The organism is Agromyces sp. P1_H4 (assembly GCF_056405255.1).
Genome location: NZ_JBFUCL010000453.1, coordinates 1 through 2,330 on the forward strand (window position 1 = coordinate 1; position 2,330 = coordinate 2,330).

General features: G+C 71.5%; 3 protein-coding genes and 1 tRNA gene. 2 read left to right on the top strand and 2 right to left on the bottom strand.

Annotated features, from left to right (window positions below; genetic code table 11):
- Both AC1DY2_RS18765 and AC1DY2_RS18770 read left to right on the top strand, forming a co-directional pair.
- The coding region (locus AC1DY2_RS18765) for a hypothetical protein (protein ID WP_476763789.1) at positions 1-443 on the top strand (443 nt) is incomplete at its 5' end.
- Between the two features lie 123 nt (positions 444-566).
- Positions 567-648 (top strand) — tRNA-Leu (locus AC1DY2_RS18770).
- A 45-nt stretch (positions 649-693) separates the two neighbouring features.
- Here AC1DY2_RS18770 and msuE read toward each other — a convergent pair.
- Positions 694-1,287 (bottom strand): FMN reductase, encoded by a 594-nt coding sequence (msuE, locus tag AC1DY2_RS18775; RefSeq protein ID WP_476763790.1) that lies wholly within the window; start codon positions 1,285-1,287, stop codon positions 694-696.
- A 164-nt stretch (positions 1,288-1,451) separates the two neighbouring features.
- A partial coding sequence (locus AC1DY2_RS18780; protein ID WP_476763791.1) for a M20/M25/M40 family metallo-hydrolase occupies positions 1,452-2,330 on the bottom strand: 879 nt, incomplete at its 5' end.

Sequence of the window (2,330 nt, forward strand, 5' to 3'; positions counted from 1 at the left end):
GCGCGAGTCATCCGCTGCCCACCGGCCGCGCCGTGGGGTTCGGCGCCTCGACCGGCGCGCTGCTCACCGGCCTCGCGTTCACCGCCGTGGTGGTCGTGCGGCTCGACCTCGCCTGGATCATCCTCGGCGCCCTGTTGGTGGTCGCGGCGATCGGCGTGCTGAGCTACCTCGGCGCGACGCAGACCAACCGGCACAAGCCGTGGGTGCTCGAGCAGCAGCGCACCGCGAACATCGGCAACCGCTTCGACGAGGATCCGGCGTCGGCCGCCCGCTTCGGCATCTACACCGCCGCCATCTGGACCGTCGCGTTCGTCGTCGCGATCGTGCTCGGCTTCACCGTCGGGTGGCTGTGGGCACCCGTCGCGCTCATCGCCGGCTTCGTCGTGATGCTCATCACGCTCGCGCGCATGCTGTTCGGCGCCGACGCGAAGCGCAAGGGCTGAGCCGCGGCATCCGCTCGGCTCACGGATGCCGCGGGCGCGCCGTTCCCCAAGGGACGGCGCGTCCGTCGCCGCCTTCGTGAACCGGGCCCCCGACGTGCCAGCGCCTAGACTGATCGGGCACTCGCGGGAGTGGTGAAATCGGCAGACACGCAGGATTTAGGTTCCTGTGCCTTCGGGCGTGAGGGTTCAAGTCCCTCCTTCCGCACCCAGGGCGACGGCGGTTCCACGCCACCCTTCGGGAAGAGCGGCCTCACCAGGTCGCGACGTACTCCGACACGGGGAGCACCGTCGAGCGCACGACCGGGAGGCCGCGGGCGATGGCCTGGTCGATGCGGTCGCGCAGGCCCTGCGAGTCGATGCGGTAGTCGACGAAGTCCGTGTCGCTCGCGTACACGCCGATCGGCAGCGTGATCGCCTGGAAGAACGAGAACAGCGGGCGGAACTGGTGCTCGATGATGAGCGCGTGCCGGTCGCTGCCGCCGGTCGCCGCGAGCAGCACGGGCTTGTCGATGAGCGCATACTGCCCGACGAAGTCGAACACGTGCTTGAACAGGCCCGTGAACGACGCCCGGTAGACGGGGCTCGCGACGATGAGCAGGGTGGCCGACTCGATGCGGCGCAGCGCGTCCTCGGCGATGGGGCTGAGGTCGTCGCGGCTCAGCGCACCCGAGAACTCGCGCCCGATGTCGGAGAGCTCGATGAGGTGCGTCTCGACCTCGAGGTCGTTGCCCGAGCCCGAGCGCAGGGCGGTGGCGAAGCCCTCGAGGATCTCGTGCACGAGCACGGTGGTCTTCGACGGCGAGTGCAGGCTTCCGGAGACGGCGACGATGGAGATGTTCGGCATGGTTGGACGCTAACCCGCCGCGGGCGACACCGGAATCGCCCCGGACTCCCGGGGTAAGGCGACGACACAGGCCTTCACACGAGGTATCCCGGCGTCACGGAAGGCGCCGCGCACGCGGCATCCGCGGCTCGCAGATGTCGCCGCGTGACCGCTCGGACGCGTCGTCATGCGTCGCGGAGGAGCCGGTGCGTGACGCGCGCCGAGAAGTACAGGGCGTCGACCGGGATGTGCTCGTCGGCCGTGTGGAACTGCCCGAACACGTCGAACCCGTCGGGCACGCGCAGCGGCACGAAGCCGTAGCCGGCGATGCCGAGCCGGGCGAGGTGCTTGTTGTCGGTGCTCGCGGGGAGCAGGTAGGGCACGACCACACCCCCGTCGTCCTCGGCCGTGATCGCACGCTGGGCGACCTCGAGGAGCGGCGAGTCGAGCGGTGACGCGATCGGCGGGATCCACCGGGCGACCTCCAGCTCGACGTCGTCGCCGACGACGCCCTGCAGGTCGTCGCGGAACGTGTCCTCGTGGCCGGGCAGGATCCGGAGGTCGAGGGCCGCGGTCGCCGTGGCGGGGATCACGTTCGTCTTGGATCCGGCGTCGAGCACCGTGGGCGACGCCGTGTCGCGCAGGGTCGCGCCGACGATGCCGCCGACGAACCCGAGGTCGTCGAGCTGCGCCTCGAGCGCGGCATCCGTGAACTCGACGCCGCGGGCGGCGCCGAAGCTCGTGAGGAACGCGTCGAGCGCCGGCGTGCGGGTGACCGGGAACCGGTGGTCGCCGACTGCGGCGACCGCGCGGGCGAGCCGCACCACGGCGTTGTCGGCGGTGGGGCGCGATCCGTGCCCGGGACGTCCGCGGGCCTTCAGCTGCGCCCACGCGACGCCCTTCTCGGCGGTCGCAACGAGGTAGGCGCGACGACCGGGCGCGAGCGGCACGGAGAATCCGCCGACCTCGCTGAGCGCCTCGGTGGCGCCGGCGAACAGCTCGGGATGGTGCTCGACGAGCCAGCGTGCGCCCCAGACTCCGCCCGCCTCCTCGTCGGCGAAGAA